Origin of the sequence: Bacillus sp. CH140a_4T (genome assembly GCF_008923725.1) — a bacterium.
Classification (GTDB): Bacteria; Bacillota; Bacilli; order Bacillales; family Bacillaceae_G; genus Bacillus_A.
The window spans coordinates 40521-58414 of sequence record NZ_WBPF01000019.1 but is presented as its reverse complement, the minus strand read 5'-3'; the positions used below and the strand labels follow the sequence as shown (position 1 = coordinate 58414).

Annotated in this window: 16 protein-coding genes; 14 read left to right on the top strand and 2 right to left on the bottom strand. The window is 36.1% G+C overall.

What is annotated here, in order from left to right; genetic code table 11:
* Positions 1-4 precede the first annotated feature (4 nt).
* From rbsK to F8162_RS20500, 8 genes are all read left to right on the top strand, one after another.
* Entirely contained in the window at positions 5-901 is an 897-nt protein-coding gene (gene rbsK, locus F8162_RS20535) for a ribokinase (protein WP_151635729.1), read from the top strand.
* Positions 898-1293, top strand: a complete 396-nt coding sequence (gene rbsD, locus F8162_RS20530; protein WP_151635731.1) for a D-ribose pyranase — start codon at positions 898-900, stop codon at positions 1291-1293. The genes rbsK and rbsD overlap by 4 nt, the downstream gene beginning before the upstream one ends.
* A gap of 18 nt (positions 1294-1311) precedes the next feature.
* The gene (rbsA, locus tag F8162_RS20525) at positions 1312-2796 is read left to right on the top strand and encodes a ribose ABC transporter ATP-binding protein RbsA (RefSeq protein WP_151635733.1); all 1485 of its coding nucleotides are present in this window, start codon (positions 1312-1314) and stop codon (positions 2794-2796) included.
* A 2-nt stretch (positions 2797-2798) separates the two neighbouring features.
* A complete protein-coding gene (locus F8162_RS20520; RefSeq protein ID WP_001074641.1) occupies positions 2799-3734 on the top strand; it encodes an ABC transporter permease subunit in 936 nt (311 codons plus the stop codon).
* A gap of 14 nt (positions 3735-3748) precedes the next feature.
* Entirely contained in the window at positions 3749-4675 is a 927-nt protein-coding gene (gene rbsB, locus F8162_RS20515; protein ID WP_087979445.1) for a ribose ABC transporter substrate-binding protein RbsB, read from the top strand.
* A 34-nt stretch (positions 4676-4709) separates the two neighbouring features.
* Positions 4710-5357, top strand: a complete 648-nt coding sequence (fsa, locus tag F8162_RS20510) for a fructose-6-phosphate aldolase (RefSeq protein ID WP_151635735.1) — start codon at positions 4710-4712, stop codon at positions 5355-5357.
* A gap of 466 nt (positions 5358-5823) precedes the next feature.
* Complete coding sequence (gene inhA2 / locus F8162_RS20505) at positions 5824-8223, top strand: M6 family metalloprotease immune inhibitor InhA2 (RefSeq protein ID WP_151635737.1); 2400 nt, start codon at positions 5824-5826, stop codon at positions 8221-8223.
* A gap of 319 nt (positions 8224-8542) precedes the next feature.
* Positions 8543-8884 carry a hypothetical protein gene (locus F8162_RS20500; RefSeq protein WP_151635739.1) on the top strand — a complete coding sequence of 114 codons (342 nt, stop codon included), beginning with the start codon at positions 8543-8545 and terminating at the stop codon, positions 8882-8884.
* Positions 8885-8920: 36 nt separating this feature from the next.
* On the opposite strand, the gene F8162_RS20495 is transcribed toward F8162_RS20500, so the two are convergent.
* Positions 8921-10099, bottom strand: coding sequence for an MFS transporter (locus F8162_RS20495; RefSeq protein WP_151635741.1), 1179 nt, complete (start codon positions 10097-10099; stop codon positions 8921-8923).
* A gap of 225 nt (positions 10100-10324) precedes the next feature.
* Here F8162_RS20495 and bdhA point away from each other — a divergent pair, with 225 nt between their 5' ends.
* The 6 genes from bdhA (at position 10325) to F8162_RS20465 (ending at position 16616) form a co-directional block, all read left to right on the top strand.
* Entirely contained in the window at positions 10325-11377 is a 1053-nt protein-coding gene (gene bdhA / locus F8162_RS20490; RefSeq protein ID WP_151635743.1) for a (R,R)-butanediol dehydrogenase, read from the top strand.
* 118 nt (positions 11378-11495) lie between these two features.
* Positions 11496-11840 (top strand): potassium channel family protein, encoded by a 345-nt coding sequence (locus tag F8162_RS20485; protein ID WP_000948235.1) that lies wholly within the window; start codon positions 11496-11498, stop codon positions 11838-11840.
* A 265-nt stretch (positions 11841-12105) separates the two neighbouring features.
* Positions 12106-12957: a phospholipase CerA gene (cerA, locus tag F8162_RS20480; protein WP_151635745.1), complete on the top strand. Its 852-nt coding sequence runs from the start codon at positions 12106-12108 to the stop codon at positions 12955-12957.
* 73 nt (positions 12958-13030) lie between these two features.
* Positions 13031-14032 (top strand): sphingomyelinase C, encoded by a 1002-nt coding sequence (gene sph, locus F8162_RS20475; protein ID WP_151635748.1) that lies wholly within the window; start codon positions 13031-13033, stop codon positions 14030-14032.
* Positions 14033-14142: 110 nt separating this feature from the next.
* The gene (locus tag F8162_RS20470; RefSeq protein ID WP_151635750.1) at positions 14143-15315 is read left to right on the top strand and encodes an amino acid deaminase/aldolase; all 1173 of its coding nucleotides are present in this window, start codon (positions 14143-14145) and stop codon (positions 15313-15315) included.
* The gene (locus F8162_RS20465) at positions 15303-16616 is read left to right on the top strand and encodes a D-arabinono-1,4-lactone oxidase (RefSeq protein ID WP_151635752.1); all 1314 of its coding nucleotides are present in this window, start codon (positions 15303-15305) and stop codon (positions 16614-16616) included. Before F8162_RS20470 ends, F8162_RS20465 begins: the two co-directional genes overlap by 13 nt.
* A gap of 7 nt (positions 16617-16623) precedes the next feature.
* On the opposite strand, the gene F8162_RS20460 is transcribed toward F8162_RS20465, so the two are convergent.
* Entirely contained in the window at positions 16624-17775 is a 1152-nt protein-coding gene (locus F8162_RS20460; RefSeq protein WP_151635754.1) for a VanZ family protein, read from the bottom strand.
* Positions 17776-17894: the final 119 nt, after the last annotated feature.

The window sequence follows — 17894 nt, the reverse complement described above, 5'->3', positions numbered from 1 at the left end:
ACAGATGCCAAATATTGCAGTAGTAGGTAGTATTTCAATGGACTTAGTGGCTGTTTCAAAAAAGCGTCCGAAAGCAGGAGAAACAGTAATTGGTGAAGCATTTCATACAATCCCGGGAGGGAAAGGAGCTAACCAAGCGGTTGCTGCAGCTAGATTAGGCGCCAATGTAGCGATGGTTGGAGCGGTAGGAAACGATAATTATGGAACTGTAGTTAGGAGCAATTTAGAGAACGAACGCGTTTTTATCGACTATGTGGTACCGGTTACAGATGCAGCGACAGGAATTGCTCATATCGTTTTAGCAGAAGAGGATAACAGTATTGTTGTCGTGCAAGGGGCGAATGCTCTTGTAAATGAGTCGGTTGTAGATCGTTCGAAAGATCTTCTTATAAAAGCAGATATGGTTGTTCTTCAACTAGAGATTCCACTTGAAGCAGTAAAATATGTATTGGCTATTTGTGAGGAGCATAATATTCCAGTTATGTTAAATCCAGCGCCAGCACAAGTGTTATCAGAAGATATTTTAGAAAAGGCAACTTATATTACACCAAATGAACATGAGTGCCGCATCGTATTAGATGATTTCACATCACCAATTGAAGATTTACTGGCTAAATATCCAAATAAACTATTGATGACAGAAGGTTCTAAAGGTGTTCGTTTCCATAATGGTACGGAGATTGTACATGTTCCTAGCATCGCTGTTGATGTAGTAGATACGACTGGAGCTGGTGATACATTCAATGGTGCATTAGCAGTTGCGCTTTCTGAAGGAGAAACACTTCAAAAAGCAATTCGTTTTGCGAATATTGCTGGTGGCCTTTCTGTAACGAAACTTGGAGCACAGGGCGGTATGCCAACGAGAGATAGAGTACGTGAAGTACAGGTGATTGTCGGATGAAAAAGCACGGTGTATTAAACAGTGAGATTGCAGCAGTCCTTGCTTCACTTGGACATACAGATACGATTGTAATCGCAGACTGCGGGTTACCAATTCCTGACGAAGTAAAACGAATTGATTTAGCTGTTGAGATTGGAAAACCTAGCTTTTTAGACGTATTGCAAGTGGTAGCTGATGATATGGCAATTGAAAAAGTAACGTTGGCAGAAGAAATCATTAACAATAATGTTGAAGTAAATAAAGAGATTGAGCTGAAATTAATAGAGCCAGCGTTTGAATATGTATCGCATGAACAATTTAAAGAGCATACGAAGAAAGCGAAGGCGATTATTCGTACAGGAGAGGCTACTCCTTATGCCAATGTAATTTTACATGCAGGCGTGATTTTTTAATAAAGGGAAGTGATGGGAATGCGTATTGAAATGAAAAATATTTCAAAGGCGTTCAATGGTAATCCTGTTTTGAAGAGTGCACAATTTATGATTGAAACAGGGGAAGTCCATGCATTGATGGGGGAAAATGGAGCGGGCAAATCAACGCTCATGAAGATTTTAACAGGTGTATATAAAAGAGATAGTGGAACAATCACGATTGATGGACAAGAACGAACTTTTAAAAATGCGAAAGAAGCTGAAGAGTACGGTATTGCATTTATACATCAAGAATTGAACATATTATCGAACTTAACAGTAGCTGAAAATATGTTTCTCGGCAAAGAGTTAATGTATGGGAAGACAGGTATTTTACGTACGCGTCAAATGAACGCGATTGCGCAGCAGCAACTAGCGGAGTTAGGGTTACATGTAAAAGGCGCTATGTTGGCAGGAGAGTTATCGGTTGGACAACAGCAAATTATTGAAATTGCGAAAGCGTTAATGACAAACGCGAGCGTTATTATTATGGATGAACCTACAGCTGCATTAACAGATCGTGAAATTGAAACGTTGTTTACTGTCATTAATAAATTACGTAAAGAAGGCGTTTCGTTCGTTTATATCTCACACCGAATGGAAGAAATTTTTTCAATATGTGATGCCATTACGATTTTACGTGATGGAGAATACGTAGGAAAGAGACTTATTCCAGAAACATCATTTGATGAAGTAGTGAGTATGATGGTGGGGCGCAGCATTGGTGAACGTTACCCAGAGCGAAATAGTCAAATTGGCGATGTCATTTTTGAGATGCGTAACGGAACGAAAAAAGGGAAGTTTGAAAATATTTCGTTTCAAGTGAGAAAAGGCGAAATCCTTGGTGTTGCTGGCTTGATGGGAGCTGGCCGTACAGATATTATGAAAGCGATATTTGGATACGAACCTTTAGATTCTGGCCAAATTTTTATAAATGGACAAGAAGTAAAGATTGATAGTCCGATAGATGCGATTAGACAAAGAATAGCTTTTATTACAGAGGATAGAAAATCTGAAGGGTTAGTTTTAGATTTCTCAATTCGAGAAAATTTAGCTTTACCGAATTTAGAAAGTCTTTCAAAGGGAAGTGTCGTAAGTAACAAACTAGAACAACAGTTTACAGCGGATATGATGAAACTTCTTAATGTGAAAGCAGCTAGTGGAGAGCAAGCGGTGAAATCTCTTTCTGGTGGAAATCAGCAAAAGGTCGTTATTGCAAAATGGCTAGGTATCCACCCGCAGTTACTCATTTTAGATGAGCCAACAAGGGGTGTAGATGTTGGGGCGAAAAAAGAAATTTACTCTATTATGAATAAGCTTACAGAGCAAGGAGATGCCGTTATTATGGTATCATCTGAGCTTCCAGAAGTTTTAGGAATGAGTGATCGCGTTCTTGTTATTCATGAAGGAAAAGTCGGCGGCATTTTAGAGAAAGATGAGGCATCACAAGAGTCTATTATGGCACTAGCTACAGGGGGAGAGTAAGGATGGCTAAGAAGGGGAATGTATTACAACAACTCGGTTCTTTAATCGGTTTAGTATTAATTATCGTCGTAATTACAGCTTTAAATCCGGCATTTATTGAGATTCCAAATTTATTTAATATACTGCGTCAAGTATCGATTAATGCGCTTATTGCATTCGGAATGACCTTTGTAATTTTAACAGGGGGTATTGACTTATCGGTAGGTTCTATTTTAGCATTATCAAGTGCACTTGTTGCTGGAATGATGGCAAGTGGCATGGACCCGTTCCTTGCGATGGCAGTTGGATTATTAGCTGGTCTTGTAATGGGGATTGTAAACGGTATCATCATAGCAAAGGGAAAAGTAGCTCCATTTATTGCAACTTTAGCAACAATGACTATTTTTCGTGGGTTGACGCTTGTTTATATGGACGGACGTCCGATCACTGGTCTTGGTGATCATTTAATGTTCCAAATGTTTGGCCGCGGTTATTTTCTCGGTATTCCGGTACCAGCTGTTACAATGATGATCGCTTTCGCAGTACTGTACTTCATTTTGAAGAAAACGACATTTGGTCGCCGTACATTTGCAATTGGTGGAAATGAAGAAGCAGCAGCACTATCAGGTATTAATGTTACGAGAATTAAAGTGATGATTTACGGTCTTTCCGGAATTTTGGCAGCGCTTGCAGGTATTGTCTTAACATCACGACTAGATTCTGCACAGCCAACTGCAGGTACTTCTTACGAATTAGATGCAATTGCAGCAGTTGTATTAGGTGGAACAAGTCTTTCTGGGGGAAGAGGTTGGATTGTTGGTACATTCATCGGTGTACTTATTATCGGTGTACTAAATAACGGTTTAAATTTATTAGGCGTATCTTCTTTCTTCCAACAAGTTGTAAAAGGACTTGTAATCTTACTAGCTGTATTAATTGATCGTCGAAAAGAAGCGTAATGGAGGGACAGTTCATGAAGAAATGGTTACTTATACTCGTTGCATGTATTATGGTCATTACTGCTGGTTGTTCAATGGAACCACCAGAATGGGCAAAGGATTCTAGCGATAAAGGTCGAAATAAAACTATTAAAGTTGGATTCTCTGTTTCAACTTTAAACAATCCATTTTTTGTTACTTTGAAAAAAGGGGCAGAAAAGAAAGCGAAAGAAAGCGGTATTGAGTTGATTGCTGTTGATGCACAAAATGATGCAGCAAAGCAAACAAATGATGTTGAAGATTTAATTCAAAAAGGTGTCGATGTAGTTGTTATTAATCCAACCGATTCAGATGCTGTTGCTTCAGCAGTAAGTGCGGCAAATGCAGCAAATGTCCCTGTTATTACTGTAGACCGCGTTGCAAATTCAGGTAAAGTTGTTTCTCACATTGCCTCTAATAATATTGAAGGTGGTCAAATGGCTAGTGATTACATTCGTGAATTAGTTGGCGAGGGAGCAAATGTTGCTGAATTAGAAGGAATCCCTGGCTCTTCTGCTGCTCGTGAGCGCGGGAAAGGATTCCATAACGTAGCTGATAAGTCTTTAAAAGTAGTTGCAAAACAAGCAGCTGATTTTGATAGAGCAAAAGGATTATCTGTTATGGAAAATATTTTGCAAGCAAATAGTGATATTAAAGCCGTGTTTGCGCATAACGATGAAATGGCATTAGGGGCACTTGAAGCATTGAAGTCTTCTGGAAAAACAGATGTAGTCGTTGTTGGTTTTGATGCAACAGAAGATGCTGTAAAAGCGGTTAACGATGGGCGTATGGCTGCAACAGTTGCTCAAAAACCGGAATTAATCGGGGAGAAGGCGATGCAAACAGCAAAAGAAATCACGCAAGGTAAAAAAGTAGACAAATCTATTCCGATTGAATTAGAGCTTATTAAGAAAAACAAATAAATATAAAATGAAAATTAGGAAGGAAGAATAACAAATGAAATTCTTTATCGATACAGCAAACATTAACGAAATTAAAGAGGCAAATGCATTAGGAGTATTAGCTGGAGTAACGACAAATCCATCACTTGTAGCAAAAGAAGGCGTAGATTTCCACGAGCGTATTCGTGAAATTTGCAACGTTGTAGAAGGACCTGTAAGTGCAGAAGTAATTAGCTTAGAAGCTGATAAAATGATCGAAGAAGGAAAAGAGTTAGCGAAAATTGCTCCAAACGTTGTTGTAAAAGTTCCAATGACAACAGAAGGTTTAAAAGCAGTAAAAGCATTCTCTGACTTAGGAATTCGTACAAACGTTACATTAGTATTCTCAGCAGTTCAAGCATTACTTGCAGCTCGTGCTGGTGCAACATACGTTTCACCATTCTTAGGTCGCTTAGACGATATCGGTCATAACGGTATGGACCTAATCCGCCAAATCGCAGAAATCTTTGCAATTCACGGCATTGAAACAGAAATCATTGCAGCATCTGTACGTCACAGTGTTCACGTAACAGAAGCAGCATTAAACGGTTCACATATTGCAACAATCCCAGCAAACGTAATTGCTTCATTAGTGAAGCACCCATTAACAGATCAAGGAGTTGAGAAGTTCTTAGCTGATTGGGAAAAAACACAAGAGAAATAATAGAAAATCAAGAATCCTAGTTTAATTGACTAGGGTTCTTTTTTATTTAAAAGAATTTTCATGCAATTTTGCATATTGTCTTTTAAATTTGTTATATAAGCTATTTAATATATATCAAATCACTTTTTATTTTTCATATTTCGACATAAAAAGTTAGAGGTTCTGACCAGAAAACTGGAGGGGCATGATTCTATAACAGAAAGCTTAACGTTTATAGAATTATGCCTTTTTGTCCAGCATTAACGGTCAGTAAGATTCCCACCTTAAAATTCAGCTAGAGCAAAGAAGTTAGGTGGGAAATCAACTGCCCGTAAATGCCCGATTGGTTCAACTAATAATCAGTAGGGATGGACAAACTCCCACTGATTAAAGTTTCATTTTATATAGGGAGGGCAGAAAGTAGAGATTTTGATTTAAATGCACTTATTTATCTGAATTTTAAGTTTTATAAAAGGAGAGAAATAGAATGAGAAGAAAAGCGCCATTTAAAGTGTTATCATCTTTAGCAATTGCGGCAATTATCGGATGCACATCTGTAATGAGTGCTCCATTAGCATACGCAGAAACGCCAGCAAAAGAGAAAGAGAATGTATCTACAACACCAATTGATTACAATTTAATTCAAGAAGATCGTTTAGCGGAAGCGTTGAAAGAAAGAGGAACAATTAATCCAGCATCTTCTAAAGAAGAAACGAAAAAGGCTGTAGAAAAGTACATTGAAAAGAAACAAGGCGATCAGGCAAATAAAGAAATTCTTCCAGCGGATACTGCTAAAGAGGCATCTGACTTTGTAAAAAAAGTAAAAGAGAAAAAGATGGAAGAAAAGGAGAAAGTAAAGAAACCTGAAAAAAATGTTAGTCCTGAGCAAAAGCCAGAACCAAATAAAAAGCAATTGAATGGACAAGTCCCAACTTCTAAAGCGAAGCAAGCACCATATAAGGGATCTGTTCGAAATGATAAAGTATTAGTATTACTCGTTGAATTTAGTGATTATAAACATAATAATATTGATCAAACGCCAGGGTATATGTATTCGAATGACTTTAGTAGAGAGCATTATCAAAAAATGTTATTTGGTAATGAACCGTACACGCTATTTGATGGTTCGAAAGTAAAAACGTTTAAACAATATTATGAAGAGCAGTCTGGTGGAAGTTATACGACAGATGGATATGTAACGGAATGGCTAACTGTTCCAGGAAAAGCGTCTGACTACGGTGCTGATGGTAGTAGTGGTCACGATAATAAAGGACCAAAAGGCGCACGTGATTTAGTGAAAGAAGCTTTACATGCAGCTGCTGAGAAAGGGCTAGATTTATCTCAATTTGATCAATTCGATAGATATGATACAAATGGTGATGGAAATCAAAATGAACCTGATGGTGTAATTGATCATTTAATGGTAATCCATGCTGGCGTTGGTCAAGAAGCTGGTGGCGGTAAATTAGGTGATGATGCAATTTGGTCACATCGTTCAAAATTAGCAATAGATCCAGTAGCGGTTGAAGGTACAAAATCAAAGGTAGATTACTTTGGTGGAAAAGTAGCGGCGCATGATTATACAATTGAACCTGAAGATGGAGCAGTAGGTGTATTTGCGCATGAATTTGGACATGATCTTGGCTTACCAGATGAATATGACACGAAATATACTGGAACTGGTTCACCTGTCGAAGCGTGGTCATTAATGAGTGGAGGTAGTTGGACAGGGAAAATTGCAGGAACAGAGCCAACTAGTTTTTCACCACAAAATAAAGACTTCTTACAAAAGAATATGGGCGGCAACTGGGCAAAAATTTTAGAAGTAGATTACGATAAAATTAAGCGTGGAGTAGGAATTCCTACATATATCGATCAAAGTGTTACGAAATCCAATCGTCCAGGCGTTGTACGTGTTAACTTACCGGGTAAGAGTGTTGAAACGATTAAACCGGAGTTTGGAAAGCATGCATATTATAGTACAAGAGGAGATGATATGCATACAACACTAGAGACACCATTCTTTGATTTAACAAAAGGAACAAATGCAAAATTCGATTATAAAGCAAATTATGAGTTAGAAGCAGAGTGCGATTTTGTCGAAGTGCATGCAGTAACAGAAGATGGAACGAAAACGTTAATTGATAGACTTGGAGAAAAAGTAGTCCAAGAAGATAAAGATACAACAGATGGAAAATGGATGGATAAATCATATGATTTAAGTCAATTTAAAGGGAAAAAAGTGAAACTGCAATTCGATTATATTACAGATCCGGCTGTAACATATAAAGGTTTCGCGATGGATAATGTAAATGTAACTGTTGATGGACAAGTTGTATTTTCTGATGATACAGAAGGACAGGCTAAAATGAATTTAAATGGTTTTGTTGTTTCTGATGGGACAGAAAAGAAAGCTCATTATTACTACTTAGAGTGGAGAAACTATGCGGGATCAGATAATGGATTAAAGGCAGGAAAAGGTCCAGTGTATAATACAGGTCTTGTCGTTTGGTATGCAGATGATAGCTTTAAAGATAACTGGGTTGGGGTGCATCCAGGTGAAGGATTCCTTGGTGTTGTGGATTCGCATCCAGAGGCATTTGTTGGGAATTTAAACGGAAGACCAACTTACGGTAATACAGGTATGCAAATTGCAGATGCTGCATTTTCATTTGATCAAACACCAGCATGGAGTGCAAATTCATTAACACGTGGACAGTTTAACTATTCTGGATTACAAGGTGTTACAACATTTGATGATTCAAAAGTATATAGTAACAAACAAATTGCAGATGCAGGAAGAAAAGTTCCAAACCTTGGACTTAAATTCCAAGTTGTTGGACAGGCAGAGGATAAATCGGCAGGCGCTGTTTGGATTAAACGTTAATAACATAAAAGCACATTCTTCATATGAAGAGTGTGCTTTTCAATTTGTACAGTAAGTTATTATTTTAGCTTATGTAATACAAGTGTCTGTTCATATGTAGTGTATCAAATTATGTGGGGAAAGGAAATATTTCCGAGGAAATTGTCGAAGTATCGTTGGTATTTATACACTTTTTTTTGTAAAAGAAGAAATGTAGTGTTGCCTTTACCATTCAATTTATTTACATTGTTACTTAGCTGCACACAAAAGTAATATATTTGGCAAAAAAAGAGCTCTATTCGATAGGGCTCTTTTTTATGGATAGAAAGGGGTGAATGAAATGAAAGAAATAATTGAATGTCCACAGTGTGAAGGGAATATTACTGCGCAACATATTATGGATCTCCCGCATCCTTTTTCATTCAGGTGTCCACACTGTAAGGTGAAGCTAAAAGAAATGAGGATCACACCATGCTTAATATTAGCGGCAATTTGTATCATTCCACTGTTTATTATAATTGGAGAGAGTATCAAGGAATTACTAGTAAAATATTTTTCTATTATAGACGATGTCCCAACTGTACTTATTTTCTTCTTATTTTGTTATCCATTGTATTATCTCTATGAAAAATATAATGCCATATTGTTTATTAAATACGGTTTATTGAAAGTTAAAAGTTGAATAGGAGTTTATCATTAAAAAAAGACAATAATGGAATTAACCCATCATTGTCTTTTTTACTTTGCTTTTTGCTTTACTTTTTATTTTGCTTCTTACATAAATCATACCGGCAAATGTTAATAAGAATGCAGTTCCAACAAGGAAGCTGACGCTAGGTGATGCCCCAATTGCTCCAACTGTAAAGGATCCAGCAACAACTCCTAATGAGAAGAAAGCATAAAATAATCCGAATGCTTTTCCGCGTTTATCATCTGTCGTATTTTCAACAAGTAATGCATTTATCGATGGGAAAAGGATAGCGAATCCAATGCCATAAATCATCATAACGATAAAGAGCATGCCTTTTGTTGCGAATAATCCAAGTAAAGATAAAGCTAATGCCATTACTGCAATCCCAATTAACATGAGCTTTGAACGATTAAAACGATCGTAAATACGGTTTGTTGGCAGTAAGAAGAAGAGGATAGCGGTAATTCCGAATACACTTAACATCATACCTGTTGTAGATGCTTTAAGTGCTAATGCCTCAACTTTCACTGGTAGCATATAAGTGACAATTCCTTGTGAAAACATTAGTGTGAACGCACCAATATATGCTTGTAATAACGGTTCTGATTTCAATAGTTCAATCATATCTCCTTTGTTCATCATTTGTGTTCTTGAAGTATCTGTTCTTGATACGTTATTTGGTAAGAAGAATAGAGATACGATTGTACCAAGGACCATTAAAATAGAAATGGTAATGAACACCCACTCTATACCAGCAGTAGCTTTCATAATCCCACTGAAAGCAGGTCCTACAATTGCCGCTGTTCCAACAGCAGCACCAGATAGAGCCATTGCCTTACCTTGTCTTGCTGAATTTGTTTGTTTTGATAAAAACGTAAAGGCAGCAGGAATTAAAAATCCGTCACTAAAGCCGTGCATAAAGCGCACAACTAATAGTTGTTCACCACTTTGAACAACGGTGTATAACAAGACTATGAAACTCGTAAGTCCCATGCTTATATAAAGTATTTTTTTTGCACCAAATTTATCGACGGCAGCGCCAGCAATTATATTACCGATCATATTAGCGAATGAGTACATACCGACAACTAGCCCAATAATAAGAGGAGATCCTCCAAGACTTTGAGCGAACGTACTCATAATAGGTAATTGTGAAAATGTATCTAGAAACGCTACGATAACAATAAAGTAAATAAAATATTTCAAGCGATATTCACCTCTCCTATGCTATTATGGCATAATGCTAATTTCAACCGCAATGAAATTGAATTAACAGATGTGGAAAAAAGTACAAAGTGACAAAATATTGAACATTATTTGTTAAAATTTAGTGGAAAAGAGATTGTTTTTTTGAAATATATGGATGAAAGTATTATAATAGATTTGTAAACTTCACCAGGTTAAGTATATACGTAGAGAGGGATGTATAAAATGAAAGCACTACTTTGGCATAATCAACGTGATGTACGAGTAGAAGAAGTACCAGAACCAACTGTAAGACCAGGAGCAGTTAAGATTAAAGTGAAATGGTGTGGTATCTGCGGAACAGACTTGCATGAATATTTAGCAGGACCTATTTTTATTCCAACAGAAGAGCACCCATTAACACACGTAAAAGCACCGGTTATTTTAGGTCATGAGTTTAGTGGTGAGGTAGTTGAAATCGGTGAAGGCGTTACTTCTCATAAGGTGGGAGATCGCGTCGTTGTAGAACCAATTTATTCTTGTGGTAAATGTGAAGCTTGTAAACATGGACATTACAATGTTTGTGAACAACTTGTTTTCCACGGTCTTGGCGGAGAAGGCGGCGGTTTCTCTGAATATACAGTAGTACCAGAAGATATGGTTCACCATATTCCTGATGAAATGACGTATGAACAAGGTGCACTTGTAGAACCAGCAGCAGTAGCCGTTCATGCAGTACGTCAAAGTAAATTAAAAGAAGGGGAAGCTGTAGCAGTATTTGGTTGTGGTCCAATTGGACTTCTTGTTATTCAAGCGGCTAAAGCAGCAGGAGCAACTCCTGTTATTGCAGTTGAACTTTCTAAAGAACGTCAAGAGTTAGCAAAATTAGCAGGTGCGGATTACGTATTAAATCCAGCTACTCAAGATGTATTAGCAGAAATTCGTAGCTTAACAAATGGTTTAGGTGTAAATGTGAGCTTTGAAGTAACAGGTGTTGAAGTAGTGCTTCGTCAAGCGATTGAAAGTACAAGCTTTGAAGGTCAAACTGTAATTGTGAGTGTATGGGAAAAAGACGCAACAATTACGCCAAACAACCTTGTACTAAAAGAAAAAGAAGTTATCGGTATTCTTGGATACCGTCATATCTTCCCAGCTGTTATTAAATTAATTAGCTCTGGCCAAATTCAAGCAGAGAAATTAATTACGAAAAAAATCACAGTGGATCAAGTTGTTGAAGAAGGATTTGAAGCACTTGTAAAAGATAAAACACAAGTGAAAATTCTTGTTTCACCTAAATAATAGAGAATAGTAAAAAGTAGCTCTTTTCTAGAAATAGAAGAGGGCTACTTTTTTTCTATACAGAAAGGTGATAGACTTTCCTTTAACTAAAGGTATTTTGTTTGGAAGGGGAAGTCTAATGCTTTCATTTATGTTGACATTGAAACGGATGCTAAAAGCTTGTTTGCGAGCGTGGAAAGATAAAGAATTTCAAGTGTTATTCGTATTAACATTTTTAACATTAACATCTGGTACGATTTTTTATAGTACAGTTGAAGGATTACGTCCTCTTGACGCTTTATATTTTAGTGTGGTCACGTTGACGACTGTCGGTGATGGGGATTTTAGTCCACAAACTGATTTTGGAAAGATATTTACAATCTTATACATATTTATTGGGATTGGATTAGTGTTTGGATTTATTCATAAGTTGGCAGTTAATGTACAACTGCCAAGTATATTATCGAATCGAAAAAAAGAGTAAAGCATGTGGATGCTTTACTCTTTTTTTACATTAGTTTAGACAATCATTTGCAGTAGATTAACAATACTTTATTACAATATAAGAGCATTCATTCATTATATTCACTATGTATAAAGTTATAATGATATGAACATTTGCATATTTTAATTTAGTGATAGAATTTTCATGAAAGGTGGGATATTCTAGTCATAGGTTAACCGGACGACATCATAGGATCCTAACAGAAAAGTTTACAATAATTCAATTATAAAATGGAGGATTTCAGATGAAAAAGAAAGTACTTGCTTTAGCAGCAGCTATTACATTAGTAGCTCCGTTACAAAGTGTTGCATTTGCTCATGAAAATGATGGGGGAAGTAAAATAAAAATAGTTCATCGCTGGTCTGCTGAAGATAAACATAAAGAAGGCGTAAACTCTCATTTATGGATTGTAAACCGTGCTATTGATATTATGTCTCGCAATACAACACTTGTAAAACAAGATCGAGTTGCACAATTAAATGAAGGGCGTACGGAGTTAGAGAACGGTATTTACGCTGCTGACTATGAAAATCCTTATTATGATAATAGCACATTTGCTTCACATTTCTATGATCCAGACAATGGAAAAACATATATTCCATTTGCAAAGCAGGCAAAAGAAACTGGGGCTAAATATTTTAAATTAGCTGGTGAGTCATACAAAAATAAAGATATGAAACAAGCATTCTTCTATTTAGGATTATCTCTTCATTATTTAGGAGATGTAAACCAACCGATGCATGCGGCAAACTTTACAAATCTTTCATACCCACAAGGATTCCATTCTAAATATGAAAACTTTGTAGATACGATAAAAGATAATTATAAAGTAACGGATGGAAATGGATATTGGAACTGGAAAGGTACAAATCCAGAAGATTGGATTCACGGAGCAGCAGTAGTTGCGAAACAAGATTACGCTGGCATTGTAAATGATGATACGAAAGATTGGTTCGTAAAAGCAGCTGTATCACAAGAATATGCCGATAAATGGCGCGCTGAAGTTACACCAATGACTGGTAAGCGATTAATGGATGCACAACGTGTTACCGCTGGATACATTCAGCTCTGGTTTGATACGTACGGAGATCGTTAAGTATTTAAAAAAGGTCAAATCTCATAATAGAGTATTTGGCCTTTTTATCACTATACACATGGAGGTATGAAACGTGAAAGGTAAATTGCTAAAAGGTGTACTTAGCTTTGGGATTGGTTTAGGAGTTTTATACGGAGGATCTTCAGCTCGAGCAGAAACGTCTACAAATCAAAATAATACTTTGAAAGTGATGACGCATAACGTGTATATGCTATCAACAAATTTATATCCGAACTGGGGACAAAGTGATCGTGCTGATTTAATTGGGGCGGCAGATTATATAAAGAATCAAGACGTTGTTATATTAAATGAAGTGTTTGATAATAGCGCATCAGATCGCTTGTTAGGGAATTTAAAGAAAGAATATCCAAATCAAACAGCGGTATTAGGTCGTAGTAACGGAAATGAATGGGATAAAACGTTAGGTAGCTATTCATCTTCAACTCCTGAAGATGGGGGCGTTGCAATCGTGAGTAAATGGCCGATCGTTGAGAAGATTCAATATGTATTTGCAAAAGGATGCGGGCCAGATAATTTATCAAATAAAGGATTTGTATACACGAAAATTAAGAAAAATGATCGTTTCGTTCATGTGATTGGGACACATTTGCAGGCTGAAGATAGTATGTGCGGAAAAACTTCACCTGCATCTGTACGTACAAATCAGCTAAAAGAAATTCAAGATTTTATAAAAAATAAGAATATACCAAATGACGAGTACGTCTTATTTGGTGGCGATATGAACGTGAATAAAATAAATGCAGAGAACAATAGTGACTCAGAGTACGCATCCATGTTTAAAACATTGCATGCGTCAGTTCCATCTTATACGGGACATACAGCAACTTGGGATGCGACGACAAACAGTATTGCGAAATACAATTATCCAGATGCACCTGCTGAACATTTAGATTATATTATTGCAAGTAAAGATCATGCGAATCCATCATTTATAGAGAATAAAGTATTACAACCGAAATCTCCACAGTGGACTGTTACATCATGGCTCAAAAAATATACGTATGATGATTATTCTGATCATTATCCAGTAGAGGCAACTATTTCTATGAAGTAGTCCTAAAAAAGTTTCTTCTTAAATAGGAAGAAACTTTTTTATTTTGTAGAGGAAATTCTAACTTTCTTTCCAATATGTATAAGACATGTTGAGAAGAGGAGAGAAAAAATGTGGATAGAGGAATTTTTAAAGAAGTTCCATTACCGTGTGCATTTTTGGATGAAGTGGCTTTAGATAGAAATATTCAATGGATTATAGAATTAAGTGGAAATAAGAAGATTCGTATAGCGAGTAAATCGTTACGTTCTGTTCCGGTTATGCAAAAGATTTTAGCAGCAAACGATCGATTTCAAGGTATTATGTGTTTCTCACCTAGGGAGGCTTTGTTTTTAATTGCACAAGGATTCAATGATTTATTACTCGGATATCCTGCTTATGATGAAAGAGCTTTACATGAAATAAGTTTGCTAACAAAGCAAGGGCTCATTATAACTTGTATGGTGGATTGTGAAGACCATATTGTTTATTTAGAAAAAATTGCTGAGAAGTCTAAAGGGTGTTTTCGTGTTTGTTTGGATATTGATATGAGTAGTCGTTTTTTTCAATTTCATTTTGGGGTAAACAGATCACCGGTAAAAGGTGTGCAAGGTGCTTTGAAAATAGTAAAAAGGGTGAAAGAATCATCATTTTTAATATTAGATGGTGTAATGGGATATGAAGCCCAAATTGCTGGGATAGGAGATCACATACCAAATCAGCGAGTGAAAAGTAAAGTGATTTCGTATTTAAAAAAGAAATCAGTGTTAGAAGTTAACGAAAGAAGAGGACGTATCGTAAAAGAAATACAAAACCTGGGTATTGAACTAAGGTTTGTAAATGGGGGAGGAACAGGAAGTATAAAAACAACCGAGCAAGATAATTCAGTTTCAGAGATTACAATAGGTTCTGCTTTTTATGCCCCGAAGCTGTTTGATTATTATAAAGAGGTGCAATTTCATCCAGCTGTCGGATTTGCTTTACCAGTTGTACGTAAACCAGCCCCGTATATTTACACTTGTCTAGGTGGTGGATATATTGCTTCAGGCGCAATTGGTAAAGATAAAGAACCTGAGATTTGGAGACCAAATGGTGCAAAATTATTAGCTTTAGAAGGTGCTGGCGAGGTACAAACACCGATTTTTTATAACGGTGAGGACCGGATAGAGATAGGAGATTCTATCTTGTTTCGCCACAGTAAAGCTGGAGAGTTATGTGAGCGGTTTCCGTTTTTATATCGTGTGAAAGAAGGAGAGATTGTTGGGGAGTATTCAACATATCGGGGGGATGGCCAATGCTTTCTATAAAGGGACAAAAATGGAGAAATTGGACAGGGAATGTAGAAGGGACACCGCATTATACGATGTATCCAGAAAGTATACAAGATGTAGTAGAAGTGGTGGAACTTGCTCAAAAAAAAGGGAAGAAAATTCGTGTTGTCGGTTCAGGTCACTCGTTTACACCTCTTGTACAAACGGAAGAAATTTTAGTTTCTTTAGATGAATTGAAAGGTATTATGAATATCGATGAAGAGAAGATGGTTGCTGAAGTATGGGCAGGAACAAAGCTACATGATTTAGGGAGGTTACTTGAAGAAAAAGGTTATGCACAAGAAAATTTAGGGGATATTGATTCACAATCTATTGCAGGAGCGATTAGTACAGGGACTCATGGGACGGGTATTACCTTTGGAAGTTTATCAACACAAGTTATAGAGATTACCGCAATTTTATCTACAGGTGAGAGTATAGTTTGTTCGGAAACTGAGAATGTGGAATATTGGAGAGCCTTTCAGTTATCGCTTGGAGTGTTAGGTATTATTGTAAAAATAAAATTGAAGGTTATTCCAGCCTATTCACTCGTTTATAAAAGTGAAAAACAGTCATTATTTACTGTAATGAACAAGCTAGAAGAATATAAAAAAAGTCGCCATTTTGAATTTTTCGTTTTTCCTTATTCAGATGAAGTACAAGTGAAATTTACAAATGAAACAACAGGTAAAAAAAATGATTTGAAATGGCATAAACTAAAGGTAGAGTTGCTTGAAAATAAGATGTTCTCTTTGTTATCTAAAGGATGTAAATGGTTTCCTTCTATAAGTAAAGGAGTAAGTCGATTATCAGCTAAAGCTGTACCGAATACAAAAATAATTGGTCCGAGTTATGAAGTATTTGCTACATCTCGTGCGGTTCCATTTTATGAAATGGAGTATAGTGTTCCTTCAAAGTATATGCGGGCGGTTGTAGAAGAAATATCAAACCTTATTGAAAAGAAAAAGTATAAAGTGCACTTCCCAATTGAATGCCGGTATGTGAAAAGTGATAATATATGGCTCAGTCCAGCATACGGAAGGGATTCAGCGTACATTGCTGTTCATATGTATAAAGGTATGAAGTATGCTGCTTATTTTGGTGAGGTGGAGAAAATTTTTCTAAAGTATGAAGGACGCCCACATTGGGGGAAAATGCATACGTTAACGTACGCAAAATTACAAAATATATATCCAGAGTTGCATTCGTTTCTAAAGGTGAGAAAGTTATTAGATGAAGCAGAAATGTTTTCAAACCCTTACACAGAAAAATTATTTACGATTATGAAAAAAAGCTGACAAAGTATTACTTGTCAGCTTTTTTTAGTATGATCGCATTTCTTGTTTGACTAATGCGCTCGTAAAATAGTAATTTATCACGGCTAAATACATGTAATAAAACATGGATAATAAATAGACCGTTAATTACAAATTGGAATAATAGTATAACTAGTAATACTAAAGGCTCTGTATGATTTAAGATAGAGCTACTCGAAAGAATATAATTGATTCCGCCTAGAATGAAATAGAATATACCGTAACGAATGAATAATTCTTTGAGTGTGATACGCTCTGCTCGTCCTTTAATGTAAATCCGAAGCAACGCTTTTCCTATTGTTCTTCCATTTGTAAAGTATGGAATGATAATAAAGTAAATTAAGATTGAACATGTAATGAAAAGAAGTTCGTATACATTTGTATAAGATTGGATGTTGGAAATAAATAGTGAATTCCCTTTGTTTTTAATGAAAGGTACAACGATAGATAAGAAAATCCAATCAATTTGCATAGCGATGAGACGACGAATGAATCCGACTGGTTTCGTTTCTAAATCAATATGAATATCTAGCTCACTTGTTTTCGGAAGGAAGTACGTAAATATTGGTGCAATGATAAAACCAATTACGCCGCCTAGTGTGTTTAAAAACAAATCATCAATATCAAATAAGCGATAGGCACAATTATAAATACCATATAATCCAGTTACTTGTGTTAATTCAAAGAACAGTGAAAGGCAAAAAGAAATACACACTGTTTGTAAGAAGCTACGTCGGAAATAATAACGTAAGTACATACCAAATGGAACGGTTAGTAGAACGTTAAAAGCGACTTGTAAAAACGCAGATTCCTTTAATAAATAGAAGTAGGTAGCTGGCTTCGTTAAAATTGCCGAGGTATGATTACTAATCTCTTGTATGAAATAAAATGGCGAGAGTTGCATATGTTGCGTATTAGCCGGTTGTAGGCTACAAGTATCATACGTTTGTGGTAATGGCAAAATCACAAGAAAATAGGCATTTAATACATAGAGTAATAGTGAATATAAAATAAATGAACGCCATTTATTCAAATAACCGTATTTGCGATAATTAAATATTAAAAAAGGGATTAATAGAAACATTGCTAAAATAGGAAATAAAATAAATGCTGTTTTTATTGGAAATAAATATGCAGTCAAAATGAAGCTCCTTTCAATGAAAATTCGTTTATCATTATAACGTTAAAAGAACTTGAAAACAAAATTAAAATATTTCGAAATAGAAAAAATTTCAAATTTAAACGGGATTAAGTTATACT

What these genes read in the sequence shown, in the direction of transcription:
- rbsD (WP_151635731.1), top strand. Translation starts at nt 898, where the DNA reads ATGAAAAAGCACGGTGTATTAAACAGTGAGATTGCAGCAGTCCTTGCT.
- F8162_RS20500 (WP_151635739.1), top strand. Translation starts at nt 8,543, where the DNA reads ATGAAAGAAATAATTGAATGTCCACAGTGTGAAGGGAATATTACTGCG.
- rbsK (WP_151635729.1), top strand. Translation starts at nt 5, where the DNA reads ATGCCAAATATTGCAGTAGTAGGTAGTATTTCAATGGACTTAGTGGCT.
- F8162_RS20465 (WP_151635752.1), top strand. Translation starts at nt 15,303, where the DNA reads ATGCTTTCTATAAAGGGACAAAAATGGAGAAATTGGACAGGGAATGTA.
- fsa (WP_151635735.1), top strand. Translation starts at nt 4,710, where the DNA reads ATGAAATTCTTTATCGATACAGCAAACATTAACGAAATTAAAGAGGCA.
- cerA (WP_151635745.1), top strand. Translation starts at nt 12,106, where the DNA reads ATGAAAAAGAAAGTACTTGCTTTAGCAGCAGCTATTACATTAGTAGCT.
- inhA2 (WP_151635737.1), top strand. Translation starts at nt 5,824, where the DNA reads ATGAGAAGAAAAGCGCCATTTAAAGTGTTATCATCTTTAGCAATTGCG.
- bdhA (WP_151635743.1), top strand. Translation starts at nt 10,325, where the DNA reads ATGAAAGCACTACTTTGGCATAATCAACGTGATGTACGAGTAGAAGAA.
- F8162_RS20520 (WP_001074641.1), top strand. Translation starts at nt 2,799, where the DNA reads ATGGCTAAGAAGGGGAATGTATTACAACAACTCGGTTCTTTAATCGGT.
- rbsB (WP_087979445.1), top strand. Translation starts at nt 3,749, where the DNA reads ATGAAGAAATGGTTACTTATACTCGTTGCATGTATTATGGTCATTACT.
- F8162_RS20485 (WP_000948235.1), top strand. Translation starts at nt 11,496, where the DNA reads ATGCTTTCATTTATGTTGACATTGAAACGGATGCTAAAAGCTTGTTTG.
- rbsA (WP_151635733.1), top strand. Translation starts at nt 1,312, where the DNA reads ATGCGTATTGAAATGAAAAATATTTCAAAGGCGTTCAATGGTAATCCT.